At 68.4% G+C, this 26,623-nt stretch carries 22 protein-coding genes and 5 pseudogenes; 14 read left to right on the top strand and 13 right to left on the bottom strand.

Annotation, left to right across the window (positions count from 1 at the left end):
• Nucleotides 1–208 precede the first annotated feature (208 nt).
• On the bottom strand, nucleotides 209–1,000 hold the full coding sequence (locus ACWDO5_RS11470; RefSeq protein ID WP_450530096.1) for a TioE family transcriptional regulator: 792 nt from the start codon (nucleotides 998–1,000) through the stop codon (nucleotides 209–211).
• A gap of 19 nt (nucleotides 1,001–1,019) precedes the next feature.
• On the opposite strand from ACWDO5_RS11470, the pseudogene ACWDO5_RS11465 reads away from it, so the two are divergent.
• Nucleotides 1,020–1,934 (top strand): annotated as a pseudogene (locus ACWDO5_RS11465) (erythromycin esterase family protein); the annotation flags it as partial.
• On the opposite strand, the gene ACWDO5_RS11460 reads toward ACWDO5_RS11465, so the two are convergent.
• A complete protein-coding gene (locus tag ACWDO5_RS11460) occupies nucleotides 1,876–2,865 on the bottom strand; it encodes a recombinase family protein (protein ID WP_450530095.1) in 990 nt (329 codons plus the stop codon). The pseudogene ACWDO5_RS11465 and the gene ACWDO5_RS11460 sit on opposite strands and share 59 nt — an antisense overlap.
• Nucleotides 2,866–3,125: 260 nt before the next feature.
• Here ACWDO5_RS11460 and ACWDO5_RS11455 point away from each other — a divergent pair, with 260 nt between their 5' ends.
• Nucleotides 3,126–3,851 (top strand): dienelactone hydrolase family protein, encoded by a 726-nt coding sequence (locus ACWDO5_RS11455; RefSeq protein ID WP_450530094.1) that lies wholly within the window; start codon nucleotides 3,126–3,128, stop codon nucleotides 3,849–3,851.
• Nucleotides 3,852–3,870: 19 nt separating this feature from the next.
• Here ACWDO5_RS11455 and ACWDO5_RS11450 read toward each other — a convergent pair.
• Nucleotides 3,871–4,140 (bottom strand): annotated as a pseudogene (locus ACWDO5_RS11450) (Tn3 family transposase); the annotation flags it as partial.
• Nucleotides 4,141–4,296: 156 nt separating this feature from the next.
• Here ACWDO5_RS11450 and ACWDO5_RS11445 point away from each other — a divergent pair.
• Nucleotides 4,297–4,890: a hypothetical protein gene (locus tag ACWDO5_RS11445; RefSeq protein WP_450530121.1), complete on the top strand. Its 594-nt coding sequence runs from the start codon at nucleotides 4,297–4,299 to the stop codon at nucleotides 4,888–4,890.
• A gap of 46 nt (nucleotides 4,891–4,936) precedes the next feature.
• Here the strand turns inward: ACWDO5_RS11445 and ACWDO5_RS11440 are convergent, their stop codons facing one another.
• The 3 genes and pseudogenes from ACWDO5_RS11440 to ACWDO5_RS11430 form a co-directional block, all read right to left on the bottom strand.
• Nucleotides 4,937–7,360: a tyrosine-type recombinase/integrase gene (locus ACWDO5_RS11440; protein ID WP_450530093.1), complete on the bottom strand. Its 2,424-nt coding sequence runs from the start codon at nucleotides 7,358–7,360 to the stop codon at nucleotides 4,937–4,939.
• Complete coding sequence (locus tag ACWDO5_RS11435) at nucleotides 7,242–8,249, bottom strand: tyrosine-type recombinase/integrase (protein WP_450530092.1); 1,008 nt, start codon at nucleotides 8,247–8,249, stop codon at nucleotides 7,242–7,244. The genes ACWDO5_RS11440 and ACWDO5_RS11435 overlap by 119 nt, the downstream gene beginning before the upstream one ends.
• 511 nt (nucleotides 8,250–8,760) lie before the next feature.
• Nucleotides 8,761–10,527: pseudogene (locus ACWDO5_RS11430) on the bottom strand (Tn3 family transposase); the annotation flags it as partial.
• 139 nt (nucleotides 10,528–10,666) lie between these two features.
• Here ACWDO5_RS11430 and ACWDO5_RS11425 point away from each other — a divergent pair.
• The 4 genes from ACWDO5_RS11425 to ACWDO5_RS11410 all read left to right on the top strand — a co-directional run bounded on the left by ACWDO5_RS11425 (nucleotide 10,667) and on the right by ACWDO5_RS11410 (nucleotide 15,285).
• Nucleotides 10,667–11,752, top strand: a complete 1,086-nt coding sequence (locus tag ACWDO5_RS11425; protein ID WP_450530091.1) for a tyrosine-type recombinase/integrase — start codon at nucleotides 10,667–10,669, stop codon at nucleotides 11,750–11,752.
• Between the two features lie 355 nt (nucleotides 11,753–12,107).
• Nucleotides 12,108–14,081, top strand: a complete 1,974-nt coding sequence (locus tag ACWDO5_RS11420; protein ID WP_450530090.1) for a tyrosine-type recombinase/integrase — start codon at nucleotides 12,108–12,110, stop codon at nucleotides 14,079–14,081.
• On the top strand, nucleotides 14,071–14,475 hold the full coding sequence (locus tag ACWDO5_RS11415; RefSeq protein WP_450530089.1) for a DUF6262 family protein: 405 nt from the start codon (nucleotides 14,071–14,073) through the stop codon (nucleotides 14,473–14,475). The genes ACWDO5_RS11420 and ACWDO5_RS11415 overlap by 11 nt, the downstream gene beginning before the upstream one ends.
• A gap of 171 nt (nucleotides 14,476–14,646) precedes the next feature.
• A complete protein-coding gene (locus tag ACWDO5_RS11410) occupies nucleotides 14,647–15,285 on the top strand; it encodes a VHL beta domain-containing protein (protein ID WP_450530088.1) in 639 nt (212 codons plus the stop codon).
• 707 nt (nucleotides 15,286–15,992) lie between these two features.
• On the opposite strand, the pseudogene ACWDO5_RS11405 reads toward ACWDO5_RS11410, so the two are convergent.
• A pseudogene (locus ACWDO5_RS11405) lies at nucleotides 15,993–16,244 on the bottom strand (FAD-dependent oxidoreductase); the annotation flags it as partial.
• Nucleotides 16,241–16,654 carry an arsenate reductase ArsC gene (locus tag ACWDO5_RS11400; RefSeq protein WP_450530087.1) on the bottom strand — a complete coding sequence of 138 codons (414 nt, stop codon included), beginning with the start codon at nucleotides 16,652–16,654 and terminating at the stop codon, nucleotides 16,241–16,243. The pseudogene ACWDO5_RS11405 and the gene ACWDO5_RS11400, both read right to left, overlap by 4 nt.
• Before the next feature lie 92 nt (nucleotides 16,655–16,746).
• Here ACWDO5_RS11400 and ACWDO5_RS11395 point away from each other — a divergent pair, with 92 nt between their 5' ends.
• Genes ACWDO5_RS11395 through ACWDO5_RS11385 form a run of 3 tightly spaced genes read left to right on the top strand, consistent with a single transcriptional unit; the run spans nucleotide 16,747 to nucleotide 19,249 of the window.
• Nucleotides 16,747–17,061, top strand: a complete 315-nt coding sequence (locus ACWDO5_RS11395; RefSeq protein WP_450530086.1) for an ArsR/SmtB family transcription factor — start codon at nucleotides 16,747–16,749, stop codon at nucleotides 17,059–17,061.
• Nucleotides 17,058–18,161: an ACR3 family arsenite efflux transporter gene (gene arsB, locus ACWDO5_RS11390; protein ID WP_450530085.1), complete on the top strand. Its 1,104-nt coding sequence runs from the start codon at nucleotides 17,058–17,060 to the stop codon at nucleotides 18,159–18,161. Before ACWDO5_RS11395 ends, arsB begins: the two co-directional genes overlap by 4 nt.
• Nucleotides 18,158–19,249, top strand: coding sequence for an ArsO family NAD(P)H-dependent flavin-containing monooxygenase (locus ACWDO5_RS11385; RefSeq protein WP_450530084.1), 1,092 nt, complete (start codon nucleotides 18,158–18,160; stop codon nucleotides 19,247–19,249). Before arsB ends, ACWDO5_RS11385 begins: the two co-directional genes overlap by 4 nt.
• A 21-nt stretch (nucleotides 19,250–19,270) precedes the next feature.
• Here the strand turns inward: ACWDO5_RS11385 and ACWDO5_RS11380 are convergent, their stop codons facing one another.
• Nucleotides 19,271–19,600 (bottom strand): hypothetical protein, encoded by a 330-nt coding sequence (locus ACWDO5_RS11380; RefSeq protein ID WP_450530083.1) that lies wholly within the window; start codon nucleotides 19,598–19,600, stop codon nucleotides 19,271–19,273.
• Nucleotides 19,601–19,797: 197 nt separating this feature from the next.
• Here ACWDO5_RS11380 and merB point away from each other — a divergent pair.
• Nucleotides 19,798–20,019 (top strand): annotated as a pseudogene (gene merB, locus ACWDO5_RS11375) (organomercurial lyase); the annotation flags it as partial.
• A 204-nt stretch (nucleotides 20,020–20,223) separates the two neighbouring features.
• Here merB and ACWDO5_RS11370 read toward each other — a convergent pair.
• Genes ACWDO5_RS11370 through ACWDO5_RS11360 form a run of 3 tightly spaced genes read right to left on the bottom strand, consistent with a single transcriptional unit; the run spans nucleotide 20,224 to nucleotide 22,801 of the window.
• Complete coding sequence (locus ACWDO5_RS11370; RefSeq protein ID WP_450530120.1) at nucleotides 20,224–20,949, bottom strand: FAD:protein FMN transferase; 726 nt, start codon at nucleotides 20,947–20,949, stop codon at nucleotides 20,224–20,226.
• 34 nt (nucleotides 20,950–20,983) lie between these two features.
• Nucleotides 20,984–21,424, bottom strand: coding sequence for an FMN-binding protein (locus tag ACWDO5_RS11365; RefSeq protein ID WP_450530082.1), 441 nt, complete (start codon nucleotides 21,422–21,424; stop codon nucleotides 20,984–20,986).
• Between the two features lie 12 nt (nucleotides 21,425–21,436).
• The gene (locus ACWDO5_RS11360; RefSeq protein WP_450530081.1) at nucleotides 21,437–22,801 is read right to left on the bottom strand and encodes a ferredoxin reductase family protein; all 1,365 of its coding nucleotides are present in this window, start codon (nucleotides 22,799–22,801) and stop codon (nucleotides 21,437–21,439) included.
• A gap of 168 nt (nucleotides 22,802–22,969) precedes the next feature.
• Here ACWDO5_RS11360 and ACWDO5_RS11355 point away from each other — a divergent pair, with 168 nt between their 5' ends.
• The 3 genes from ACWDO5_RS11355 to ACWDO5_RS11345 are packed head-to-tail and all read left to right on the top strand — an operon-like array spanning nucleotide 22,970 to nucleotide 25,309.
• On the top strand, nucleotides 22,970–23,704 hold the full coding sequence (locus ACWDO5_RS11355; protein WP_450530080.1) for a response regulator transcription factor: 735 nt from the start codon (nucleotides 22,970–22,972) through the stop codon (nucleotides 23,702–23,704).
• Nucleotides 23,701–25,125 (top strand): HAMP domain-containing sensor histidine kinase, encoded by a 1,425-nt coding sequence (locus ACWDO5_RS11350; RefSeq protein WP_450530079.1) that lies wholly within the window; start codon nucleotides 23,701–23,703, stop codon nucleotides 25,123–25,125. Before ACWDO5_RS11355 ends, ACWDO5_RS11350 begins: the two co-directional genes overlap by 4 nt.
• Before the next feature lie 55 nt (nucleotides 25,126–25,180).
• Nucleotides 25,181–25,309 (top strand): hypothetical protein, encoded by a 129-nt coding sequence (locus tag ACWDO5_RS11345; protein WP_450530078.1) that lies wholly within the window; start codon nucleotides 25,181–25,183, stop codon nucleotides 25,307–25,309.
• Between the two features lie 115 nt (nucleotides 25,310–25,424).
• On the opposite strand, the gene ACWDO5_RS11340 is transcribed toward ACWDO5_RS11345, so the two are convergent.
• Entirely contained in the window at nucleotides 25,425–26,558 is a 1,134-nt protein-coding gene (locus tag ACWDO5_RS11340) for a glutathione-independent formaldehyde dehydrogenase (RefSeq protein ID WP_450530077.1), read from the bottom strand.
• Nucleotides 26,559–26,623: the final 65 nt, after the last annotated feature.

Raw genomic sequence — 26,623 nt, 5'->3', positions numbered from 1 at the left:
CCGAAGCCGGGCCCTGATCACCTTGCTGCGTCGACACGACGCTGCTCGCTTAGGCCGTGTCTCGAAGTCGAGCTTGTCTCAATGACGTTGTCGGCGTGTCGGTGATCGATACACGGCGAGGTCTCCGGTAGAGGGCCCATTCGTAGTTTCCAGCCCGAAAGGGGACTGTGAGGTAAAACGACGACCGTTTGAGGGACGACGGCGCCGATCAGCGGGAGCTACTGGGTGGCTGAATCGGATCCGTGGTTGACGAGGCGGTGGTGCAGGCGCTCGGCCTGTCTCTGGGCGGGGCCGGTCGGCAGTTGAGGTAGGCGTCCAGTGCGGCGGCGCCGGTGAGCATGGCGCGGCTTCGGGCCGAGAGGCGGGCATGCCAGTCGCGCAGCGTCGACTCGAGCGGCGCGATGCCTCCGGCGGAACGGACCTGGGCGATCAGCGGGGCGACCTGTTCGAGCAGGTAGCCGCCCCGTCTGAGCTGATGGGCCAGGAGGGCGTCGCGTACGTCGGCCGCGCTGTAGACCCGGTAGCCCGTCTGCGGGTCGCGGCGCGGCTGGACCAAGCCAGCGCGTTCCCATTTGCGCAGGGTGGCCGGGCGGATGCCGAGCCTTCTCGCCAGGGGGCCGACGAACGTTTCGCCGCGTTCCTGCGGTACGGGATTGAGGTCGCGAAGCGCGGCTTCGACGGCCTGGAGGGTGCGGCGGTCGTCGAGAAGCTGGACGTGACTTTCGTCGATGAGCCGAAGCGCGTCCTCGGTGGCGTCCCGGTTGATCGCCTGCATGATCGCCGTGGCCGTCTGGTGGCCGTGTCCGGGCACGAGCGAGAGGAACGCGCGCAGGGCTTGCGCGTGCCGCGGCGTGTAGGTGCGGTAGCCATGCGAGGTGCGTTCAGCGGCCGGAAGGATCCCGGCCGCCTCGTAGTTGCGGATCGCCTGCGTGGACAGACCGTGCCTGCGCGCCAGGTCAACCGGCCTGAGTTGGCCACTGCTTTGAAGGTTTCGCCTCACTGTCCTGCCGATATCGACGAGAAGTTTCAACGACGGCCGGCCCGGGTCCGAGCGGCTGCGGTTCGCCGGGTTCGACGGCCCGCTGGAGATCACCGGCGCCGCGAGCCCTCGGCAGGCCCTCACCGCACTCCACGCCTACCTCACCGCCTGGGTTGACGCCGACCTGCTGCCCTGCACCGCGGAAACGCTCGACCGCCTGCTCAGCGCTGACGACCGGTGGACCAATCCCGCCGCGATGATGGACCCGTCCCAGTCCGTGGGGCAGACGGCCGACGCCAAACAGCTGCGGCTGCTCGCCGATGATCTGGTGGCCCTGCTCGACGCGCAGACGCCACAGCTGATCGCGGCGTCCTCACCGGACGACTGGCACCGGGCACGCCTGTACGGGCGCACCGCCACCGGGCTGCTGCGCTACCACTTCTGGATGGCCGACACGTCACCGAGCCGCATGGCGCGGCTGCTGGCCCTGCGGGACTCGATGATGGCCGCCAACCTGCTCGCCATCGCCGAACGGAACCCGACGCTGGTGAACGCCCACAACGGCCACCTCCAGCGGAACAAGAGCACGATGCGGATGGGCGACCTGCCGCTGGAATGGTGGAGCGCCGGCGCGATCGTCAGCGCCCACATGGGCGAGGGGTACGCCTTCCTGGCCACGGCCCTCGGCACGATCCGCCACCAGGGGGTGGACGCCCCGCCCCCGGACACCGTCGAGGGGCTGCTGTACGCGCTCCCGCAGCAGCGTTACATCGTCGACGCCCGCCGACTGGCCGCCGCGCTCGCCGACGCGACGCCCGCCCCCCGCGTGTCCCCCTGGTATGGCTACTCCCCGCTGGACCCGGCGCACCTGGCCAGCAACGACGGGATCGTGTTCGTCAAGGACGCCCGGCGGAGCTACGGCCTCGGGGAACATCGGTGCAGCGGTTGGCGCTGAGATTGATCATGGCCCGATCGGCGCGAGTGTGCTGACGCGGTTCTCGTACTCGCGGCGGGCCTTGCGCTGGGCCGGAACAGCCGGGACACCCTGGCCGCCGTCGAGCGGCTGGCAGCGGGCGAGGAAGTGACGGTGCACGGCCGGGACGGCGGTGACGCGCAGGGTGTAGCCCTGGCCGCGCCGAACGGTTGTCCCTTGGTCGAGCGCGGCCCGCTCTGCGGGCTCCAGGTCGACGGTACGGAGGAAGTCGGCGACCGCCCGGCATGTCGAGGGTGACCGGTAGTTCTGGGGCGGGGGCGTCCGGGTCGGCGGCCGTGTGCTCGGGCAGGAGGTCGGCGACAGCCGTGCGGATGGCGCCGCGGCTGACGCCGTGGTCGCGGGCGAGGGCGGCGATGGAGCGGCCTTCCAGATACGCGGTGCGCACGGCGCCGGTTGTTTCGGCCGCCACGGCGGGGCGGCGGCCGCCCTTGCTGCCCTTGGCCTCGGCGGCGCGCAGTCCGTCGTAGGTCAGCTCGCGCTGGAGGTCGCGCTGGAGTTCGCCGGCGGCCGCGAGGGTCTGCACCATGAACTTCACGGTGGACAGCAACTCGCCTGTGCGCGGGTGGCGGGCGGTGAGGTCCATCGCGGAGAACGCTCCGTCGTGGATGCGCAGGGCCAGGCGGTCGCGGTGGAGGACGTCGAGCACGTCGAGGATGTGCTGATTGCCGCGTACGAGGCGGAACATCTCGGAGATGTGCACGGTGTCGCCGGGCCGCGCGTAGGTGAGCAGTTCGCGGAACTTCGGGCGTTGGAGCGGATGGAGGCGGCTGGAGGTGCCGGGGTCTTCCTCGAAGACGACCGGGTCCTCGATCCCGGCCTCGTCCAGGACGAGGTCCTGGCGGGCGGTGGACTGCTGGTCGGTCGAGACCCGCTTGTAGACGAGGTTCGCCACCCGGAGTGCCCTTTCACGCGGAGGATTGGACCTTACTTGTCGTCAAACCCTGTCAGCAATCACCATCGGATCTGATTGGATTCGGGCCCTACCGATCCCGGAAATCCACGGGTCCATTGGACGTCCGGCCGCCCTGTCTTTAAACGATCGTTTGCCGACAGGAGGGCGACGCGTCCGGGTGTTGTAGTCGGGACAGACTGCTGTCTGCCATCGGTGAACACCACCCCGAGCGGGCGCAACGGTCATTACCGTCCGGACTCATGACAACGATTACGACGCGTACAGTCGAGTATCCGGCCGACGGTTTAACGATGATCGGGCACCTCGCGCTCCCGGCCGGTGTCGACCGCCGGCCCGCGGTGCTGCTCGGACCAGAGGGCACGGGGCTCAGCGACGTCGAGCGCCGCAGGGCCGATGCTCTCGCCGAGCTGGGATATGTAGTGCTGGCCTTCGACCTTCACGGTGGGCGCTATTTGGGGGACCCCGAGGAGATGCTGGCCCGTTGCATGCCGCTGCTCGCCGACCCCGACCGGATGCGAGGCATCGGCCATGCGGCGCTCGACGTGTTGCGCACCGAACCGCGGACCGACCCCGATCGGATAGCCGCCGTCGGCTACGGCACCGGGGGCGCCATCGCGCTGGAACTCGGGCGCGATGGCGTCAACCTGCGCGCGATCGGGACAGTCAACGCACCTACCACGGGCCGACCGGGCGAGGCGGCGCGCATTCGCTGCCCGGTATGGGCCGGGGTCGGGTCGGAAGACCCGATCATGCCGCCCGCCCAACGGGACGCGTTCACCGCAGAGATGGAGGCTGCGGGCGTCGACTGGCGCCTCGTGGTTTACGGGGGAGCCCTTCACGCCTTCCACCATCCACCGGTCGACCACACCGTGCGTCCCGGCGTCGGCTACCACCCACGGCACGCACAGCGAGCCTGGCGTGACGTCGTCGCTCTGCTCGCCGAGTGCCTGCCCGTCACGGATTGATCCGATCGGCTCCTGATACTCACTCCTGCCCGCCGTCGTCGTCTTCGTCCAGCTCCGACGCCTCCGGGTCGCGCAGCGGGCGCAGGGCGCCGGCGGCCGGGGTCGAGGCCGTGAAGCTGTAGCGGCCGAGCAGGTTCAGGTTGCGGTGCTTGAGCGGGGAGAGCCGGGCGATGTCCTCGTCCCGTATCTCGTGGCCCTCGGCTTTCAGCTGGGCGACGGCGGCGTCGATGTAGCGGGTTGTCCAGAGCACGATGGCGTTGAGGACCAGGCCGAGCGCGCCGAGCTGGTCTTATCCGAACTAGCCCAGCTGACAGCCTGGTGGGCCGGACCGCAGCCGAGTTGCCGAAAGTAGTGGGCGGAAATCTTCGCACCCAGGAGCATCCGGGCGTGTCGCGCCGGTGGGTCCTGGTGCTCGGCTGTGACAAGGTGCCCAAGGCCGGGGAGAATCCGGCTCATGGATGACGCGTTCACACTCCTTCGGCAAGCCGTTGACCTGTTGCCCGAGGACGCAATGACAGAGAACGGCGTGACGGTCGGGGATGTTCGCGAGGACATCAGGCGCCAGGAGTGGGAGATGGTGCTCGGCCTTCTCACCGAGTTCGGAGATGTCCATCCGATCTCCCTGGACTTCTGGGAGCTTCTCGCCGAGGCCGCCCGGCAGATGATGCTCGACCGCAGCCGCCGCTGGTGTGAGTGGCGGGGCTGGGAAGTCCGGCACGGCACGGTCAGGGCGACACTGAGTCTCCCAGAGGCAAAGAAGGGCGGACGCCGGAGTGCCTTTGCCGGGGACGGCCGACTCAGACCGATGTGGGACATCGGCAACCGCACCACCGATGGAGAACGAGAGCTGAGCGTCGCACGGGTGTGGGTGGAGTTCGCGGAGGAGCTCGGCCCGGGAGAGACCGCCGACGTTCGGCTGGCCCCTCTGAGCCCCGAGCAGTGGAGGCATCTGAAGTGCGGTGACGTGATCACGATGCACGAGGCCCGGCCTGTTGCCGGCACGGCCACGGTCATCGAGGTTTTGCCGCCTCACAGCTGAATCCACTGCGTGATCCTGTGCGAGGCGGCCGGTGGTGCGATGGTCGTCAGTCACTGCCGGAGTTCGGGGGGAGTCGGCCGGCGCTGGTGCGGAAGTCGGGCATCCCAAGGTGCACGGTCGCGTGGCGGGCGGACATGTCGCGCATTGCGGTGAGCTTCAGTTCGGCGGCGGCAAGGCTGGCTTCGATCGCGGCGACTTCGCCGAGCCAGCCCTGTTCCTTGGCCTCTTGGAGGCGGTCAATCAGGTTGGCGCGGATCTCCTCCAGTCTGGGCATCTGCTCAGGATCGGGCCGCAGGACGGGGCAGCGGATGCACGCGTGTTCGTGGATGCAGGGGGTGCCGAAGTCGCGTGCGCAGGTGCCGAGGGCGACCTTCCGCAGTTCGAAGTGGGCCAGGAAGTCCTGCCATTCTTGGGCCGTGGGCTCGCGGTACTCCTCGCCGGGCCGCAGCGACCGGCGTCGGGCGATGAAGGCCCGGTGGTGGTTGATGACGTCCTCGGGGTAGATCGCGGCGTATCCGAGAGTCGTGTCGACCGTCCGGTGACCGCAGATGCGGGCGGCGATGTGGGGAGGCAGACCGGTGCGGAGGGCGTCGGTTACGAAGATTCTTCGAAAGTCGTGCGGTGTGTATCGCAGCGGCATGTCGCCAGGCCCGGTCAGCCCGCTGGAGACGAGGGCGTCGCCCAGGCAGGTGTAGATGTAGTTGCGCGGGATGGCTCGGTTCTCAGGGCCGTAGCGGCGCTGGAAGAGGAAGGGCATCGGTGCACTCGACAGTCGTTCCAGAGTGTCGTAGGCGGAGACCAGGGGCATGGCTGCCTGCCCGCGCCGGACGCGGTGAATGATCGCCGTCAGCACCTCGCCGAGTTCTGGGGAGACCAGCAGCAGTCGTTCCTGGTCGAGCTTGGAGGGGGCGACCTGCAACATGGGCACGATCTCGCCGGTGGTGGGGAGCTGGTAGGCGACGAAGCTGTGGTGGGTGAGCTCCAGCGCCTCCTCGATGCGCATGCCGGTGTGGCGGAGGACCTCGACGATGGCCCAGGCCCAGAACGCGCGCTCCTCTTCCATGGTCAGGTCCCGCCGCCGCCCGGCCGCCGGGTCGTCCGCATAGACGCGGGTTGATACCCCGGCTCGGCGGAGGAGAGTCTCGCCGGCCTGAGTGATGAAGGTGGCCCCGGCTGGAGTCTCTCGCCCCGCGGCGAGACACGCTTGGGCGTCCTTGAGCTGACGTTCGACAGCTCTGACCAGGGCGGGAAGGGCTGGCAGCAGAGTGCGGGTGCGCTGGTCCATGGCTGCCTTGCGTCGGAGCCGGACCTTTCCGTGATCGGTGTCGCTGTCGCGGATAGGACACGGCGCCACCCATAGGCCCCAGCGCGTCGGCTCATCGGCGGCCCAGCGGGCGAGGTCCTGGTAGAACGCCCTGACCCACGTGAACACGGTGTGCACGTTGACCCGCGGGCGAAGGGCAATGCCGTGCCGGTCGCGGACCATCCGGACCCGTTCCCGCCAGGCGGTGATGGTATCGGCGTCCAGCCGGAGCGAATCGATGCCCGGGTGGTGCTTCTCCAGGTCTCGCCAAAACAGTCCGGCCAGCGCGCGGGCCATGTCCTCCAGCGTGGTGTAGTCGATGTCGACCGCGCGCTCGGTGAGGTAGTCCACCAACAGGTCGCGTATCGCGGTGCAGGCGATGCCGTGCCGGTCGACCAGGGCCGCCGGCGTCAGCTGCCCCGGCAGCATCACTGTCTTGAGCCGTGCGGGGGCGTCGGGTCCGAATACGCCGAGTGCCGCGAGGAGGCCGTAGAAGAGGTGCTTGCCGTGGTAGCCGTTGGTCTGGTGTTCGCCGATGGCGTGCTGGAGCTCGACGCAGTCGCCGATGGTGATGTCCTGGACGGTCCCGCCCTTGCTGGCGACGATCCAGGTGACGCGATTGAGCGCGTTGTTGCAGTCGTTGGACCCCGAGTGGCCGGTGGCCGCGTACTGGTCCTTGAGCGCCGCGAACCCGTCAGGATCGGTGACGCTGCGGATGTGCGCCAGCAGCTGGGCAGGACGCTGTCGCAGCAGCCACGGGTAGGCGGGGCGTACGACCTGTCCGCCCAGCAGCGGGATCATGCCGCAGGACAGATCTGCGCGGTCGTACTTGCGCTCCCGATGACGTTCGGTCAGCCACTGCATCGGCAGACGAGTCCATTCCCGGCCGGCTTCCTCGGCCCCGCTGGCCAGCCAGCGCTCCTGCCAGGTGCGGCCGGGCTGGTCCTCCAGCCAGTCGAGCAGCTTCACCAGACCCCGTCGGCGTGTGCGCTGGTTGGTGTCCGTGTCCGCGGTGAAGGGCAGGGCGAGCGTGCGTTCCAGCACCTGCTCACGCGTCTCCTGCGTCTGCCACCAGGTCGTCGGCACCTCGCGCGGCTCCTGCCCCGCCGGCAAAGGAGCGTGACGGATGGAGGCGGTGGACCGGACGGCTACTGTCTCGACGGTCATGCCGGGCCTCCACCGAGGGCGGCGGAACGAGCAGTGTCTGGAGGACCTCGGATCGGTAGCCCGGGGCAGGCATCACCGGCTTGACCGGCTCGGCGGCCCGTCGGGCGTGGTGGGCCAGCACGTGCGCGACGACTTCATCCTCGGCAGGTTCGAGGTACTGCTCGGTGGTGCTGATGTGGAGATGGCCAAGGACCCATTGGACGTCGGTGAGTGACAGCTTGGGGTCGCGGATCATGCGTTTCGCCGCACTGTGCCGCAGGTCGTGGAGCGTCCAGTTCGCGCCCAAGGTGTCGTTGGCCCGGGTGAACACCATGCGCGCGGCGTCGTAGCTCAGCGGCCGGAGCGGGCGCCGCAGGGTCCACCACAGCGGTTCCTCTGGCCCGTCGAGGGCCTCCGGGCGGATCTGCTGCTGGTAGAGACGCAGCCATACGAATGCGTCGCTGGAAGCCGGGATCCACTGCAGAGCCTGGGAGCCCTTGCGGATGACGCCGATCGTCTGGTCTCCGGGGCTGACTCGGTCGCGGGTCACGCCGAGCAATTCCGAGGCTCGCGGACCGGCGGAGATGTAGAAGGCGACCAGGGCGCGGTCGCGATGCGAGGGCAGGGCTGCGAACAACTCGTTGAACGCCTGGTCGGGGATGCCGCGCGGGGATCGCCGGGGCTCCTTCGGCTGGTAGGGGGCCCGCCGGGCGGGGTGTTTGAAGGCGTGCATGGGGTTGTGGTGAGCGTTGAGGTGCTCGTCCTCAGCCCGCTTGGCCTTCGGGAACGGATTCAGCAGCGGCCGGCCGTGCATGTCGCGGTGGTACTCGTAGAAGCTACGGACAACCGCCCGTGCGTGCCGCCGCGTGCGGGGCGCGTAGTTCTCACCTACGTACCGTTTGCCGGTCACCGGGTTGATCGACCCGGGCGGCGGAGCGTCCGGGCGACGGGGCCGTGGTGGCTTCTTGACCGTCTTGAGCCACAGCGCGAAGTCCCGGGCCTCCGCCCGGCCCGCCCGGTCCCACGCCACCTCGATGGCCCACAGGAACCGGAACCAGGCCAGCAGCTCGTACGCGTACGAGCGGAGAGAGGCCGGGCTGTCGTCGTTGGCGAGCATGTCGCGCAGGAACTCGCTGACTGCCGCTACTTCGGCCCCGTCCGCGTCGAGCAATCGGTACGGAAGGGTTGGGTTGCCGGTCTCCTCGACCCGGCCGACCCTTGGCACCGCAAGGACCGTGACGTCCCGTAACTCTGCACTCTCCTGCACCTGATCCTCCGTGAGTCACCGTGGTCTCTACGACTCGTGATGACAGCACATCAGGACGCCGATGCGGGGCGGCCTCGGCAGCAGCCTGGCCGGGCTGAGGACCGTTCTCGTCACCGTGCGTCGACCTGCGGGGCCTCGTCGGCTCACTCCCCAGTAGTTCGGTCAACAGGTCCTCCATCCCGTCCCGGTACGCCTGGTGGATGGTGCCGCGCTTGCCGTGGCACACGTCCCGGGCCTGCTTGTGGCGGGATTCCTGCACGGTGAGCTGGCGGTTCATCTGCCGGCGGTAGGTGTCGTCGACAGGGTCCACCACGCGCAGCAGGTGCTCGGTCTTCGCGATCCGCCCGTACTCCGCGAACGCCGCCCCCAGTGGGGTCGGGCGCCCCTCGCGCCCGAACATGCGCAGCAGGTCGTAGGCGCGGACCTGGTTGGTGACCAGGGAACCGGCGACCTTCAGCATGTCCGGCCAGTGCGTGATCACCTTGTTCAGGTTGACCCGGTTGCGGGCCAGGTCCTCCACCACGCCGTATGTGCCCGTCTCGACGCCGGGCATCGTGGCCCGCCAGAACCGCTGGTCGTCCAGGTCGCGGAACCGCGGACTGAAGTTGTAGCCGAGGATCTTGAACAGACCGAACACCATGTCGGAGTACGACGCGTTGTCGGTCGCCACCATCTCCGGCTTCACCCCGCCGTCCAGGTTCAGCAGGGCGTCCAGGATGTGCAGCGAGTCGCGCGGGGTGCCGGGCACGACCATCTGCCCGATGCCCGCGACCTGGTCGTTGACCGCGTTGAGCCAGGTGATGCCCCGCTTGAAGCCGAAGTACTTCGGCGACGGTGCCGCGTTCACGGTCCGGACGGGGACGACGAACCGCAGGCCGTCCACGGAGGCGAGCAGCCCGTCGCCCCAGAACTGCACGATCGGGATCTCGGCCTGGGCCGCGATCAGCGCGGCGTTCGCCGCGGCGATGGTGTCGGCCCGCAGGTAGTACTGATCGACGTGCACGAGCCGGGCCCGGGTCAACGCCTCGTAGCCGGGGTTGACCACCGGGGCCAGGCCGATGTTGCACGCCTCGGAGACCAGCAGCGCGACCATGGAGGTGGGCAGGTCCTTCATCCGGGTGGTGCCGTCCCCGAGGTGCACGAAGGCGTCGAGGAACCCGGTCCAGGCGTTCAGGTCCGGCAGGTCGATCTTCGGGAGCATCTTCCCGACCCGTTTGCGCAGCCAGGTCAGGGACTTCGGCTCGCCGAGCGCGCCGAGCTTGTCGACGTTCAGCTTCACCCGCCCGTCGTCCTGCACCTCGATGGAGACCTTCGCCGCCGGCCCCGCCTCCTCCAGCCGTTCGGCGAGCTGCTTCCACCCGGCATCCAGGCCGCGCACCAGCTCCGCCAGGTGCTCGGCGACGGGCATGTCCAGGCTCAACCCGGCCAGCACGTCCTCCTCGACCGCCTCCCAGTCGGGCCCGTCCAGCAGACGGGCGCGCGGGTTGGACCAGCGGTGCGAGGGCGAGGCGAACACATCGCGGTTGTTCAGGGCCCGGTGCAGCTGCTCCAGCACGCACACCACGTATGCGTCCCGGTCCACCGCGCCCTGCGGCAGGTCGGGGTTGGCGTACACCGCCTTGCGCCGGGCCGGCGGCACCAACTTGTCGTCCACCTCGCGCGGCAGCAGCGGCTTCACCCCCACCTTCCGCCGCGCCAGCGCCGGAAGACCCCGCACCCCGGCCAGGACCCGCTTCCCGGCGCTCGCCGCGTCCAACGCCTTCGACTCTCCGAGCAGCGCAAGGAACGGGCGCACCGTGGCGTACCGGGTCGCCAGCGCGGCCCGCATCGCGATGTCGGCCGTGTTCTCGTCCTCGGGCACCAGGGTCACCACGGTGGCCGCGGCGGTCATCACGGCGGCACGCGGTGCCTTTACCTGTACCCGGTCTTGAGGTGTCATCGACGTACGGCACGTGGCGCCCGAGGGTGTGTCTGCGCCTGTGCCTGACACACCATCGTGACCGCTGTCCGTGACGGTCGTTGCTCCATTCGTGGAACCCAATGGGCAGGGAGGGCCGGGGATGTACGTGCGACGGGTCGGGGGGACCGGGATGCGCCATGAGACGTACACCGTCGTGGATGGCGAGGGCCGGGTTGTTGAGATGGTGGACGACTACCTTGCTCTGTGCACGGACCGGGAGCATTCGCCGAACACTCTCCGGGCCCGTGCCTTCGACCTGAAGGCGTGGCTCCTCTTCCTCCAGCTCTTGGACGTCGACCTGCTGGCCGCCTCCCCGGAGCATGTCGACCAGTTCGCCGGGTGGCTGCGGCGCCCGGTCCAGCCGGGACGGCTGCGATCAGCGGACGCCGATGGGCCCACCCGGGAACCGTCCACGGTGAACCGCGCGCTGAACAGCGTCTACATGCTCTACGAGTTTCTCGCGCGCCGCGGTGTCGGTATGGGAGCCCAGCTGACGCACCGCCGAGCGGCCTCGGTCGGCGACCACGGCGGGTTCCTTGCCGGCATCGCGGAACGGCAGGTCACCCGTCGGCCGGTACGGCTGAAGCAGGTCAAGCGACGGCCGGCGACGCTGACGGATGCCGAGGTGCAGCGAATCCTCGACGCGTGTGAGCGGTTGAGGGACCGGCTGCTGATGGCGTTGATGTTCGAGACGGGCTGCCGGATCGGGCAGGCTCTGGGCCTGCGGCACGAGGACATCAACACGGACCGGCGGACGCTGACGCTACGGCCCCGGGAGGACAACGCCAACCGCGCCCGCAGCAAGAGCCACGACCCGAAGGAGATCCCCGTCCGGCAGACGCTGCTCGACCTCTACACGGACTACCTGTTCGCCGAGTACGGCGAGTTGGACTGCGACTACGTGTTCGTGAACCTGTGGAACGGCACCGTCGGCACGCCGATGGGGTACTGGGCGGCGATGAGCCTGGTCAAGCGGCTTCGACGGCGCGCAGGTGTCGACTTCCATCCACATCTGTTCCGGCACACTCATGCGACAGCGCTTCTGCGGGCGGGCGTGCGGCTGGAAGTGGCGTGTGAGCTGCTCACGCACCACTCGGTCCACACCACGGCGGATACTTACGGCCACCTGGACACGGACGACCTGGCCGGCGAGCTGGACCGCGTCGGTTTCAGGGGCTCGTGGTGAGCGCCGACGGCCGCTTGGCCACCGTTGTCCCGTTCTCTGGGGATCCGCGGGCTGCGGCCCTGCTTGGCGTGGTGCGGCCGGAGTTCCGAGTCGAGCGCTTCGTGCCACCCACCGGGCATTTCCTGGCCCCGACCCCGTGTCTGATCACCTCGTGCTTGAGGAAGAACGCCTCGCACGGGTTGTGCGCCGCGCACGATGCGGCCTGGCGGAAGGCCGGTCGACCCGAGCGGGAGGCGTGGATGGCGGATCCGGCGAACTGGCCGGCCGGGCTGAGTCTGGACGTGGCACCGTGCTGGTCAGCGGATGCCGGTATTCCGGCGGACTCTCGTGCCTGTGTGACCCGCACCTGGCCGACTTGAACGGCCTGCACTCGCGGGGACAGCGCATCAGCGTCCGGCAGTACGCCGCCGTGGCGCCGGTCCTCTCCCGCCCGGCTACCAGGCGGTGCGGCTTCCCCGACTGCGGCTACGAGACCAGCCGCAGCGACCTTTGCGACGGGCACCACTACCGCTGGACGAAGATTGGGCGGCCTCCGCTGGCCGACCTGCCCACCGAGTTGAAGCTCCGCAACGTCCCGAGCTTCTCTGTCACGGGCCTGCCACCGCTGTTGGCGCTGGAGTTCCAGTACCTGCTCCAGCTCCGCACCGACGAGCGGCGATCCAAGGTGGTCCCCAGCTCCTGGGTCCGCGCGGTCAACACCGTCATCGCCGAGGGCGTCGCGTCGGTGCGAGACCGCCCCGCTCACCACTGGCGTCACCTGTCGCTGAACTACACCACTGTCCCCCAGCTCTTCACGGACTTGCTGGAGGCCCTCGGCGACCTCGAAGGGCCTGCGGAGGAGTGGGACCGGGACGTCTGGCGCCCGGACCGGCTCGGCTACAGCATCGAGGAACGGCAGCGCGTCGCCCCACTGGACTTCACCGGCATCACCCAGCCCTGGTTGCGGCAGACGACGAAACGCTACCTGAGGCTGCGGCTCGCGCGCACGGAACTACGGACAGCCGCACGCAACCTCAACGACTTCGTCCTGTTCTCCCGGTTCATCGCGGAGACCCGCCCCGACCGGCAGAACGAACCGGCAGTCCTGGACCGGCCGCTGCTGGAGACCTTCATCGGCTGGGTCGGCCGCAGGATGGTGGAACAGAAGGGGCCGTACTTCGGCCTACCCGTGACCCCGGGCAGCCGCAGCCGCCTGTTGTCGACGGTCTCCACCCTGCTCGAAACGTGGCGCCGCTACGACTGGCAGCCCGTGCTGCCCGCTGATGCCCGGATCCATCGGGACGAATACCCGCGGCCGCGCGGGCTGAAGGCCAACTTCATCGACGAGCACCTGATGGAGCAGATCGAGTCCGAGGAGAATCTGGCCCTGCTGGATGCCGAGACACGCACGCTGGTGCTGATCTGCCGCGACGAGGGCCTGCGCATCAGCGAAGCACTCACCCTGAAGACCGACTGCTTGAAGAAGACCCCGTCCGGCCGCTGGGCCCTGGTCCACTACAAGAGCAAGGACAAGAGCTACCGGGCCATCCCCGCCTCCCGCGTGGTGGTGGACGCGATCCGCGAACAGCACGGCCGGGTCCGGGAACGGTTCGGCCGGACCTGCCAGTGGCTGTTCCCCAAGGTCAGCGGGAACCCGGACGGAAAATATCCGATGCCCTACGGCACCGTCGACACCCGATTCGACGCCTGGCTGAAGCGGATCCGCCTCATCGACTCCAACGGCGATGCCGCCGCCGTCAGCTGGCATCAGTTCCGACACACGCTGGGCACCAGAATGGCGAATGCGGGCGTGTCCGGACGCACGATCCGCGAGGTCCTCGGCCACACCTCCTGGCAGATGCAGGAGCACTACTCGCGCATCGCGGACGACACGCTTCGCCGCGAGTACGAGGAGAAGTACGAGGTCCGCTTCAACCTCAAGGGCGAGGCCGTCAAGATCCACCGCGACAGCGACCTGTCCGGCGTCGAGTGGCTCGCCGAGAAGATCGGTCGCCGCCTCCACGCCGTCGCCGGCGGCTGGTGCGGACGGCACATCTCACGTCCATGCCCCAAGACGGCGGCCGACGGCTGCTACTTCTGCGAAGACTTCCAAAGCGACCGGCAGTTCCTGTCCATCCACCGCGACACCCTGGCCCGCACCCGCGAGCTGCAAGCCGACGCCGCGGCCGCCGACCGTGCCCGCGCGGCCGACGTCAACTCCCGTCTGGCCGCCGCGGTCGAGCACGTCATCGCACGCATCACCGACCAGGAGAACGACGGGCTTTCCCCGGCGTCGGACGGCGTCCCCGGCGGCCGAGGCGAGACGAAGGAGGAAGCAGATGCGGGCTGACAACTCGTCCCACCTGGCCGAAGCCGCACAACAACGCCGCCTGGACTGCATCGAGCGCGTCCAAGGCGTCCTGCAAGCGCTGGAACACGACGGCGGCGCGGTGACCGTCGCCGGCGTCGCCACGCGGGCCGGGGTCTCCCGAACCTTCCTCTATGACGACGCCCAAGCCCCGCTGCTGGCCCGGTTGCGTGACCTCGCCAATAATCAGCCCGCCACGGGGCGACCGGCCCTGCCTAACCACCAGCGGATCACTACCAAGTCACACGAGACGGTCGTCCGAGCGCTACGGGACGCCAACCGGAAACTGAACGAGGAGAACGAACGGCTCCGCAACGAACTCGCCGTCGCCCTCGGCCAGTTCCGCGACCTCCGCCGAGGCATCCCGGCTAAATGAGTAGCCCAGTGCGCGTGGGCGGGCAGCATTGCCTCGAAGCCGCGGCTCGCTTCTGGACGACAGCAAGGGGCAACATGCTCAATCCAGACGCAACCACGTACGAGTGCGCCGACCGTCGGCCCATCGGATGAGACCGGAGCCAGTCCCCAACAATCTCTGACAGGAGATCAAATGGAATCTGTACTCGCATCATTATGGGGAATCATCGCGTTTGCCGGATTCGTTAATTCTCTGCTGATCCCCAAGGCCGATGGCTACATATCGAAATTCAGGGAGTCAGCCGGGGAAAGTGAGCGACGCGAGGCTCACAGGTGGAGCACTGCCGTTCGCGCGGGCCCAGTGATTGTCCTGATTGTTGTCATTGCCCTTGCCTCTGCAGCTGGAATAGTTCTTGATGCGAGCTTGATGGATCTCTGCCTGCTGAGCCTCGGCATACTGGCACAGGCGGGCTTCACGACGGCTGTGAGGTATCTGGTGCCAGCCACCTCAGCCTCTATTCCGAACATCACCCTTACACGTGATGTGGATTTGCGGCGGCTACGCTCGCAATACGGAACACGGCAGACCGTAGTCCGTTTCATCAATGAAACCGAGGTCCCGCTGAAATTGAACTGGGTCGACTGGGGTGGCGAGTTGCGAGACTACGGGACTATCCAGCCCGGCACGGATTTGGTGATGACCACCTATCTCGGGCATCCCTTTTTACTGAGGAACGCTGAGGGGCACGACGTGGCTGTCGTCGAGCCGCTCTCGCAGCCGGCGGTCGCCAAGATCCGTAGCACCGACCTTCCCGACCATCCGTACGCGTGATGGAAGGGGCGCCTGGTTGTGCTGACGTCGACATCGTGGCAGTTGGCCAGGGCGGGGCACCGCCTCGGCTTCCCTCTGCCGGCGCAATCAGTATCAGCTCCCCAGCCGATTCGACACATCGTGAACGAACCCTCAACCAGCGTGCGGACAGCATAAGGAAGCCTGCCCGGACTGAGTAAACGCCCCTGCCGGTCTCCCTGGCTAACACTGCATGCCAGGCGAATTCCCAGGCCGGTACACCCTACGGCCCTGAAAGGTCCAGATAACGGCCTGCTCATCAGTCAGAAACTCCACCGGCACGAGGGGACCGTAGCCAGCGCCGCTACCCGCCCGGCGATCTTTCCGCGAACCCCGGCGGAGCCCTCAACCGGTGTGCTAGCTGACCATGATCGTTCTCAGCGCCAACGGCTGTACCGATGTTCCCCGAGGCCGAGCTAGGCTCCCCCAGCGTTCAGCAACGACTGACAGTACTGGTCCAGGTGGCGATCGGGCGTCGTCGGCTACTCGTCGACGGCATCCGGGCTACGCAGCGGGCGATGTCCGCGCCGAACCGGCAGCGCTCGCTGTGCGTACAGGGCGGGCCGGGTACCGACAAGACTGCTGTGGGCCTGCACCACGCGGCTAACCGTTGATTTTTCGCGGGAGCTACGCCCGGGCCTAGAGGGTTCATCGACCAAGAAGAACCAAGCCACCGGAGACCTCGTTGCGATGTCGTCGTCGATCATCTCGGCGCCGAAGCGTTCGGCCTGGGCGCGCATGTCCTCCATAAGCTGGGGACCTTGGACGCCGTCTGGGAAGCCGGGGAAGTTCTCGACCTCGGTGGTCGTGGTGAGCGAGCCACCGACGAAGATCCCACCACCGAAGACCAGCGGCTTGAGGTCTGCGCGAGCCGTGTAGAGAGCGGCGGTATATCCGGCGGGACCCGAACCAACGGCGATGACGTTCCGGATCTCGCTCATGCGGTCTTCTCCGGTGCGATCTCCTCGATCAGGCCCTCGACGAGCTTCTTGATCTCGTCACGGATGGGTCGTACGGCCTCGACGCCCTGACCGGCCGGGTCCTCCAGCGTCCAGTCCAGGTACCGCTTGCCCGGGAAGACCGGGCAGGTGTCGCCGCAGCCCATGGTGATGCACACGTCCGACGCCTTGACCGCGTCGATGTTAAGGATCTTCGGGGTCTCGGCCGTGATGTCGATGCCGACCTCGCGCATCGCCTCGACCGCCGCCGGGTTGACCTGGTCTGCGGGAGCGGAGCCGGCGGAGCGGACCTCGACGCGGTCTCCGGCCAAGTGGCTGAGCCAGGCGGCGGCCATCTGGGAGCGGCCGGCGTTGTGGACACAGACGAACAGCACAGAGGGCTTGTCGGACATCAGGAGGACTCTCTTGTCTCGCGACGGAATCAGGCACAGGTGACATCAGCACCCGGTGGCGTCAGCAGCCACTGATGTGACAGTATCAGCCCATGATGACGTCAGTCGACACTGACCTGATCCGGGTTCTGGCCGATCCGCTCAGGCTTCAGATCGTGACCCTGCTCGCCCACGAGACGCTCTGCACCTCGCATCTGGTCGAGGAGACCGGTGCCAAGCAGACCAACCTCTCCAACCACCTGCGCGTGTTGCGCGAGGCCGGGGTGGTGGAAACGGAGCCGTGCGGACGCTTCACGTACTACAAGCTCCGACCGGACGTCATCGAAGCCGTGGCGGCTTCCTTCACCGACCTCGCCACGGCCGCCCGTGCCACCCAAGCCGCCGACACGAAGAGGGCCTGTCCGTGACCAGCACTGAACCGACCACCACCCCACGCGTAGAGCCCGGTGGAGACTCGGTCGTCGCAAAGCTCTCCACACTCGACCGCTTCCTGGCCGTGTGGATCCTGCTCGCCATGGCACTGGGACTGGGCCTCGGCCGCCTGATCCCCGGCCTGAATGACGCCCTCGCCAAGGTCGAGATCGGCGGCATCTCGCTGCCGATCGCGGTCGGCCTGCTCATCATGATGTACCCGGTCCTGGCCAAGGTCCGCTACGACAGGCTCGACGCCGTCACCGGCGACAAGAAGCTCATGGTGTCGTCGCTGGTCATCAACTGGATCGTCGGCCCGGCGATCATGTTCGCGCTGGCCTGGATCTTCCTGCCGGACCTCCCCGAGTACCGCACCGGCCTCATCATCGTCGGTCTCGCCCGCTGCATCGCGATGGTCATCATCTGGAACGACCTGGCGTGCGGCGACCGCGAAGCCGCAGCCGTACTGGTGGCGCTGAACTCTGTGTTCCAGGTCATCGCCTTCGGCCTGCTCGGCTGGTTCTACCTCGACCTGCTGCCCGGCTGGCTGGGCCTGGGTGACGGCCAGCAGCTCGACATCTCCATGTGGAAGATCGCGCTGAACGTCGTCATCTTCCTCGGCGTCCCGCTGCTGGCCGGGTTCCTCACCCGCCATATCGGCGAGAAGAAGCTGGGCCGGGAGTCGTACGAGTCCAACTTCCTGCCCAAGATCGGTCCCTGGGCGCTGTACGGTCTGCTGTTCACGATCGTCATCCTCTTCGCCCTGCAGGGGAAGACGATCACTTCGCAGCCGCTGGACGTTGCCCGGATCGCGCTGCCGCTGCTCGTCTACTTCGCCCTCATGTGGTTCGGCACCTTCGCCCTCGGCAAGGCCATCGGCCTCAACTATGACCGCACCGCGACGCTCGCCTTCACTGCGGCGGGCAACAACTTCGAGCTGGCGATCGCGGTCGCCATCGCCACCTTCGGCGTCACCTCCGGCCAGGCCCTCTCCGGCGTCGTCGGCCCTCTCATCGAGGTCCCGGTCCTGGTCGCGCTCGTGTACGTCTCCCTTGCCTGGCGCAACAAGTTCGCTGCCCCTCAGCTGAGTTCATGACGTCACGCGTCGATGTGGTGGTGATCGGCGGCGGCCAGGCAGGGCTCGCCGCCGGTTACCACCTGCGCCGGCTCGGCCTGGACTTCGTCATCCTCGACGCCCAGGCCGGGGCGGGCGGCGCCTGGCAGCACTCCTGGGACTCGCTGCACCTGTTCTCCCCAGCCGCGTACTCCTCGCTGCCGGGGCGCCCCATGCCCGTACAGAGCGGCGAGGTCTATCCGGACGCCGCCCATGCCGTCGACTACCTCACCACATACGAGCAGCGTTACGAGCTGCCGATCCATAGGCCTGTACGCGTCCAGGGTGTGCACCCCGACGGTCAACTTCTGCGTGTGGAAACCGACTCGGGCACGTGGCACGGCTGTTCCGTCATCAGCGCGACCGGTACCTGGTGGCGCTCCTTCCTGCCCGCCGTGCCCGGCCGGGAGGTGTTCCGCGGCAGGCAGCTGCACACCATCGAATACCGCAGACCACAGGACCTTGCGGGACAGCGCGTCATCGTGGTGGGCGGCGGCAACTCCGGCGCGCAGATCGCCGCCGACCTCGTGTACGACACGGAGTTGACCTGGGTCGCCCAGCGCCCGCCCCGCTTCCTCGCCGACGACATCGACGGCCGTGCCCTCTTCGACGCGGCCACCGCACGCCGCCGCGCTCTCGACGAAGGTTCGACCGACACCGGGGGCGTGGCGTCGCTGGGTGACATCGTCGCCGTACCGCCCGTACGCGAGGCCCGCGACGCCGGACTCCTCAAAGCTCAGCCGATGTTCAGTCGCCTCACCCCGGCCGGAGTCGAATGGGCCGACGGCACGAGCGCCGAGGCGGATGCGGTCATCTGGTGCACCGGCTTCCGCCCCGCCCTCTCCCACCTCGCCCCGCTCGGCCTGCGAGGGCCGCGTGGCCACATCCCCACCATCGGCACACAAGCCGAGGAAGAACCGCGGCTCCACCTCCTCGGCTACGGCGACTGGACCGGCCCTGCCTCCGCCACCCTCATCGGCGTCGGCCGCCCCGCGCGCGACGCCGCCCGCGCCATCGCCGATCTCTTGTGCGTCCCGACGCGTGTCAGTGCCCGCGCGGCGCGTACATGATCACGGCCCCCGCCTCGGCCGTCACGATGCCCTCTTCGCTGCCGCGGCTGCGGCACGGACGGCGAGCGCGTCCAGCACTGCGGTGTGCTCGGCCGGCACGGCCACGTCCATCAGCGCCCGGCGGGACGAGTCACGGTCGAGGCTGAAGGTGAAGAACGAGCAGCAGCTGCTCTCACGCTGGGCGAGCTCCCGTGCGCGCTCCTCCGCCGTCCCGTCCAGCACCAGTCGCAGCCTCCCCGGCTCGACGCGCTCGATGCGTTGCAACGCGTCGGCGAACAGCCCGTCGAACTCCGCCACCCGAAGCGGCTGCTCCTCAGTCGGCAGTGTGCAGACCTCCGGCACCCATGTCATCGCCGGACCCTCTCTCTTCTCTCGTCTGCGACGGTAAATCTGTACCTGGGTACGGAATGCAACCCCCGCGAACCGTGCAGAGCCGAAACATCAGGTCTGCCGGGTGAGGATGTGGCCGGATCAGGGCGGCGTATCCGTTCTCTGCCCAGCCCACGCGGCACCGTGTCCGGATCACCGACGGCCCCGAGGTGTGGTCAATGTGCGCCATCGACGCACTGGGCATCGAAGCCATGCTGGGAAAGGACCTGATGATCTCCTCGTCCGACCCGGTGACCGGCGAGCCGGTCACCGTCATCGTCGAGGACGGACAAGCATCATGGGAGCCGGCGACGGCAGTTGTATTCGTCGGACGTCGCGCATGCTCAGGGCCCGCAGCCGCAGTCTGCTGCGATGCACTGAACTTCTTCACCGACCCTGCCTCCGCAACCGCATGGGCAAATCGGCACCCGGACGTCACCGGTCGAGTCATCGACCAGGCGCGCCGTGGAGCTCGGGCGTCAGACCTTCGGTCCGCTGCTGTCCGACGACTGATCCACCGGCCCAGGCAAGTGCTGCGGCACCATCCTGGGCGGTCAAATGCTTGCGGCGCTCACCGCCCCACGTCTCCCGGCACCGTCCGCAACTCACCAGCACTGCGTGCTGGTGAAACCCGAGGTATGCCATGCCTGCCCGTCGGGTGTGATCGCGAGCGCCTCGTATCCGTCCAGCGATTCCACCCAGGTGCGTGCTGCGTCGCCCATGGCGAATGCCGCGGTGGCGTAGGCATCCGTCGTGGTCAGCCGGGGGCCGGTGAGGGTGATGGAGGCGAGGCTGGTGGCGGGTTCGCCGTTGTGGGGGTCGCGGATGTGGGGGCCGCGTTCGGCAGTTCCTGAGGTGGCGATGGCCAGGTCGCGTCCGCTCACCACCGTGGCCAGCTCCGCGGGGTGCAAGGGGTGGGCGATGCCGATGCGCCAGGGGGTTTCGGGGGCGGCTTCGCCGCGCAGCTGGAGGTCGCCGCCGCCGTTCACGCAGGTGTTGAGTGCACCGGCCTCATGAAGGAGTCGGGAGGCGCCTTCGACCGCCCATCCCTTGACCAGTCCGGAGGGATCGAGGGTGCCGCCCGGGGTGGTGCTGAACCAGCCGTCGCTGATCCGGGCTGCCCCCGCGCACAGGGCGAGGACCTCATGGACCTCTGGCGGGCAGGCGTGGAGGCCGGTTGCGCCACGGGCGAGTCGGCTGATGACGCTGTCGGGGCGGTAGGTGGAGAACACGGCGTCGACGTGGTGCAGTCCGCGTACGGCCTCGGCCAGGGCACGGTGGATCGCGGAGGTGGCCTTGTCGCGGATGTCGAAGGAGAACACCGTGCCCATCACGTGCTCGACATGGCGCAGGCCACGCCCACTGTCAGGCACCGGCCTGGTCCAGCGCGCTCTGCAGGGACTGGATGTAGCCCTCGCTGGTGTAGGTGGCTCCGGAGACGGCATCGATGTGCGCGCTCTGGGCACCCAGGGCTGCCTGGGTCAGGCGCGGTAGCGCGTATGAGGAGAGCTCCTGGTCCCGGCCGCTCTCGTTGGGCGCTTGGACCACTCGTACGGCTGTGAGCTTGCCATTCGCGAGGGTGGCGGCCACCTGCACGGTCCCGTACCGCGTGTAGATGGGATCGCCGGTGAACGTGCCGGTTCCGGATTGCGCGCCGGGCGGGGCGCTCGTCGTGGTGTTCGGGGTCGACGTGCTTGTTGGGCGGGGTGTCACGCCGGCCAGGGCAGGAGGCTGGTGTGGTTTGAGGGACAGCAGCGCGACGATCAGGGCACTGGTCGCGGCGGTGATGAGCATGCCTCGGCGCACGGCGGTTCTCCTTCAGAATGTGAACGACTCGTGATGGATACGGCGGTGCGGTACGCCGGCGTCGCGCAGGGCGCGTATCGCGGCCTCCGTCATGCCTGGCGGGCCGCAGAGGTAGACGTCGTGCGCGGCCAGGTCCGGGACCAGCCGTCTCAGGGCCTGCGCGGTGAGCGGCGAGGAGTACTGGGCCGGTTCGTCGACGACGTAGTGAACGACGGCCTGGCGGAGGGCGGCGATAGCGTCGAGTTCGGGGCGCAGGGCGAGGTCCTCCGGGCGTCTGGCGCGGTAGATGAGCGTCACCTGTCCCGGAATCGTCTCGAAGAGCGTGCGCAAGGGTGTGATGCCGACGCCGCCACCGAGCAGCAGGACCTTGGGGGCCGTGCGGCGTGCGGCGGTGAATGCCCCGTACGGGCCCTCGGCCCACACCCGGGTGCCGGGGGCGAGCTGTGCGAGCGCGGCGCTGTGTCCACCGGCCGTCTTCACGGTGATGCGCAGGAAGCGGGGATGCGCGGGGGCGGACAGGGAGTAGGGATTGGCGGTCCACCACAGTCCGGGGGCGAGGAAGCGCCAGCGGAAGAACTGGCCCGGCTCGGCACTGAGTTCTTCCAGATGTTCGCCGGTGAGGTGGACCGAGACCACGCCGGGGGCCTCGGGACGGACCGCGGCGACCCGCAGGTGGTGACGCATGCCGCGGCGCAGGGGGACGGCGAAGCGGTACCAGGCGACCAGGGCCGCGACGCCGATGTAGAGCGTGTACCAGGCGAATTGTGCGGAGCCGTTGCCGACGAAGTCCGCGCCGTTGGCGAGCTGGTGGCCGAAGGTGAGGAAGACCGCCAGGTAGGTGGCGAAGTGCAGATAGTGCCAGGTCTCGTAGCGCATCCTGCGGCGGGCGGCACGGGCGGAGAGGATGCCGGTGACGAGGAACAGCAGAAAGCCGGCGGTGCCCTTGAGGAGTTCCGGGTAGTCCAGGACCAGGGTTGAGGTCTGGCTCACCACATTCGTGTGGGAGCTCAAGGAGTAGCCCCAGATGATCAGCAAGGTGTGGGCGAGGGCAAGCGAAATGGTGCAGCGGCCGCCCATGGCGTGCCAGCGGGCCAGCCGGTCGCTGCCGATGCTGTGGTCAAGGAGCGGGATGCGGGCCATCAGGGCCAGCAGGACCGCACAGGCGTAGCCGGCGAGCAGGCCGGTGATACGTCCCGCGTTGGTGAGCCAGCCCGCGGGCCCGACGACGGAAGTGGTGTCGCTCCACCACAGGGCCAGCACGGCAGCGCCCCCCGCCCAGATCGCCAGCTGGGCAAGAAGAGGCACGACGTCTCGCCGAGGTTGGCGGTGGCGCATACCGCGGCTCGCGTTCGTGGCGGAGGTGAACTGGGTGGCCATGAGGCTCCTCGCAAGGCTCGCTCCGGCGATGGGCGGCCAGCGTCACAACCAAACCTCTGAGTTCCTTGTGAATCGCGGGCTCAGAGCCCCGCTCAGCGAGGATTCAGAGGAAACTCAAAGAAAGTCGACAGCCCACCGGGCGCGGCTCCGGGGGATGCTGGACAGACCATGGACGACCACCGCAGCCAGCCCCTCCTGCGCCGCCCCGACGGGGGACCGGTGCGGGTCCTCGTTGTCGACGACGAACCCGATCTGACCGAAGTGCTTGCGGGTGTGCTGACCGGCGAGGGGTGGCAGGTCCGTACGGCCCCCGACGGAGCCTCTGCGCTCACGACGGCGCGTGACTTCCGGCCCGATGCGGTCGTACTGGACTGGATGCTTCCCGACATCGACGGCCTGCAGGTTCTGCGCGAACTGCGGCGCGAGGCTCAGAGCGTGTGTGTGCTGTTTTTGACCGCACGCGACGCGGTTGAGGACCGGATCGCCGGCATCACGGCGGGCGGTGACGACTACGTCACCAAGCCCTTCAGCCTGGAGGAACTCCTGGCACGCCTGCGCGGGCTGCTGCGCCGCGCAGGAATGGCCGCGGCGCCGGGCCAGAACTGGCTGACGGTCGGCGACCTCATGATGGATGAGGAAGCCAGGGAGGTCAGGCGCGCCGGGGAGGTCATCGAGCTCTCCCGGACCGAGTTCGAACTGCTCCGGTTCTTGATGCGCAACCCGCGCCGTGTGCTGTCCAAGGACCAGATCCTCGACCGGGTCTGGGCCTACGACTTCGGCGGTCGCGCCCACATCGTCGAGCTCTACATCAGCTATCTGCGCAAGAAGATCGACGCCAACCGCACCCCGATGATCCACACGGTCCGGGGTGTCGGTTATGTCCTCAAGCCGGAGACCTCGTGAGACGGCCGCCCCCGCACACCCTTCGTGGCCAGCTCACGGCCGTACTCGTCCTGCTGCTCGCCGCGGCGTGCCTCGCTGTCGGTGTCACCACGGCACTTGCCCTCAAAGGGTTCCTGGTGGAACGCCTGGACCAACAGTTGACCGCGTCCGGCGGCCGGTTCGCCGCCAGCCTGGAACACGAAGCCAGACCCGATGCCGACAACAGCCCCGACACGCGCGGGCAGGCCGAGTCCACCGTCGGCGCCAGGCTGCTCAACGGCGCTGTGACCCAGGCGGCAGTGGTCGCCGACGCGGCCGAGCGCGGCATCCCGCTCACCGCGGACGACCGCCATGCCCTGGCGGGCGTACCGGCTGATGGGCACGGCCACGACATCCGCCTGTCTGCACTCGGCGCCTACCGTGTCAACGCAGTCAAAGGCGACGACGGCGACATCCTGATCACCGGCCTGCCGCTTCACCATGTGGAAGAGACCGTGGACCGGCTGAGAGCGGTCGAGGCCGTGGTGTTCGGCGCAGCCCTCGTGGCGACCGGCATCGCGGGCGCCGTGTGGGTACGGATCTCCCTGCGCCCCCTGCAGCGGGTCACCGCACAAGCCGCCAACGTCGCCGGACTGCCGCTCGCCAGCGGCGAGGTCGCCATGCCCGGCCCACTGCCCGACGCCGATCCGCGTACCGAGGTCGGCCAGGTCAGCACCGCACTGAATCACATGCTCGGCCACGTCGAGGACGCCCTGACCCGACGCCAGGCGAGCGAGGAACGGCTGCGGCATTTCGCCGCGGACGCCAGCCACGAACTGCGCACCCCGGTCGCCAACGTCCGCGGCCACGCCGAACTCGCCCTGCGCCGCCAAGACCCGATCCCCGCCGAGGTCCGCCACGCCCTGGAGCGCATCCAGTCCGAGTCGCAGCGCATGACCCGGCTCGTCGACGACCTGCTTCTCCTCGCCCGCCTCGACGCGGGACGACCCCTCGAACAAGAGACGGTCGATCTGACCCTGCTGGTCCTGAACGCGACAATCGACGCACGGGCCGCCGGGCCGGGCCACCGATGGCACCTCGACCTCCCCGAAGAACCCGTGACCGTCAGCGGCGACGCGCACCGCCTCCAGCAGGCGATCGGCAACCTCCTCGCCAATGCCCGCTCCCACACACCGGACGGCACCGAAGTGACCGTATCGCTCACGGCCGAGGACACCGCCGTCTGCCTGGCGGTGACCGACAACGGACCGGGAATCCCCGGAGAACTGCAGCCCGAAGTCTTCGGCCGCTTCGTCCGTGCGGACCACAACCGCTCACGCAGTACGGGAAGCACCGGCCTCGGCCTCGCCATCGTCCACGCCGTGGTCACCGCACACGGCGGCACCGTCAACGTCAACAGCAGCCCCGGGCACACCACTTTCCAGGTGACACTCCCTCACTGACCCCGTCCACCGCACGTCAGGACGCCCCCGTCCGGGCCGGAACGAGGTGGACGACGTGAACCACGGCGTTCACCTGCTGCACGGCATGGGCGACACCTTCGAGATCATGCACAGCATCGAGGAACACCGGCCGGCCCAGGTCTTCATACAGGGACGGGCGCCCTCCCGACAGCCCGCCGCATGACCCGAATGGCGCGGGCGCGCTGGTTCATCGGCGGCGGTAAGGCGGGGCCCGCGCACACCTGGCACTCAGCCGGTTGTGGGAGCCCCGCTCATACGTGCTGCCGTGGGACCTTCCGCTACGGGTGCAGCACCACCTTCGTGTAGCCCTCGATCCGCTTGTCGAACTTGTCGTACGCCGTCGGCGCCTGGTCCAGGGGCAGTTCATGCGAGACGACGAAGCTCGGCTTCGCCCGGCCCTCGATGATCATGTCCCGCAGGCGCCGGTTGTAGCGCTTCACGTTGCACTGCCCCGTCCCCAACCGCAGGCCCTTCTCGAAGAGCTTGCCGATCGAGACGAGGAGCATGCCGTGCTTGGCCTGCTCGTCAGGGCCTCCGGGGTCGGCCGGGACGTAGAGACCGGGCACGCCGAGCGCTCCGGTGGCCCGGACCGTGCCGACGAGCGAGTTCAGGACGGTCGCCGGTTCCTCGCGGTCAGTGCCGCGCGCCGTCGCCTGGTAGCCGACGGCGTCCACACCCTTGTCCGTGCCCACACCCTCGGTCTGCTCCTTGATCTGCTCCACGGGATCGCCCTCGGCGAAGTTGATCGGAACCGCGCCGATCTCCCGGGCCTTCTCCAGCCGCTCGGGAACCCGGTCCACGACGAACACCTTCTTCGCGCCGCGCAGCAGGGCCGAGTAGGCAGCCATGAGCCCGACCGGCCCACCGCCGTACACGGCTACGCTCTCGCCCGGGCGCACCTGGGCGAGTTCACAGCCGTGGTAGCCGGTGGGGAAGATGTCGGCAAGCAGCATGAAGTCGGTCTCGTGCTCGTTTCCCGGCGGCAGCTTCAGGCAGTTGAAGTCGGCGTGGGGAACGCGCAGGTATTCCGCCTGGCCGCCGGGCCAGGGCCCCATGGCGACATATCCGTAAGCGCCGCCCGCGAAGCCGGGATTGACGGTCTGACAGAATCCGGTGAATCCCTCGACGCAATTGGTGCAGAACCCGCAGGCGACATTGAAGGGCAAGACCACGCGGTCGCCCTTCTTGAGCGAGGTGATGCCCTGCCCCATTTCCTCGATGATTCCCATGTTCTCGTGGCCGAAGACGATGCCGGGCTCGGCTGCGGTACGACCCTCATACATGTGCAGGTCGGAGCCGCAGATCGCGGTGGAGGTGATCCGTACGATCACGTCGTTCGGGTGCTGGATCTTGGGCTTTTCAACCTCTTCGACCGCCACGGTGAACGGTCCCTTGTACACGACGGCTTTCATGGCTGCCACCCTCCGCTTGGCGATGCAGTGATTTCCGCGTGACCTATCTCTCATGATTCTCCGGA

This window comes from Streptomyces sp. NPDC000880, assembly GCF_053599675.1.
This window is presented reverse-complemented; position numbering and strand designations above follow the sequence as displayed.